The organism is Bacillus sp. SIMBA_031 (genome assembly GCF_046535225.1).
Classification (GTDB): Bacteria; Bacillota; Bacilli; order Bacillales; family Bacillaceae; genus Bacillus; species Bacillus velezensis.
Map to the genome: position 1 here is coordinate 1 of NZ_JAWRXC010000115.1, position 305 is coordinate 305.

At 51.5% G+C, this 305-nt stretch carries 1 tRNA gene; it reads left to right on the plus strand.

Features of this window, described 5'->3' with window-relative positions:
- Positions 1 to 108 precede the first annotated feature (108 nt).
- A tRNA-Ile gene (locus SB724_RS19735) sits at positions 109 to 184 on the plus strand.
- The last annotated feature ends 121 nt before the right edge of the window (positions 185 to 305 follow it).

Consider the following 305-nt stretch of genomic DNA (forward strand, 5'->3'; position numbering starts at 1 on the left):
GCACACCGCTGCGCGTCTGAATCAAGAAAACCCGTATTTTCATGTATCAAAGTGACCTGCAGCCAAGCTTGGATTGCGACACGGAGTTACTTTATAATCCAATCGATTGGCCCCTTAGCTCAGTGGTTAGAGCAGGCGACTCATAATCGCTTGGTCGCTGGTTCAAGTCCAGCAGGGGCCACCAGCGGCCGCAAAGGCTGACGAGAAATCGTCAGCCTTTTTAAGCTTTAAGCCGAATTCCAGCACACTGGCGGCCGTTACTAGTGGATCCGAGCTCGGTACCAAGCTTATCGATGATAAGCTGT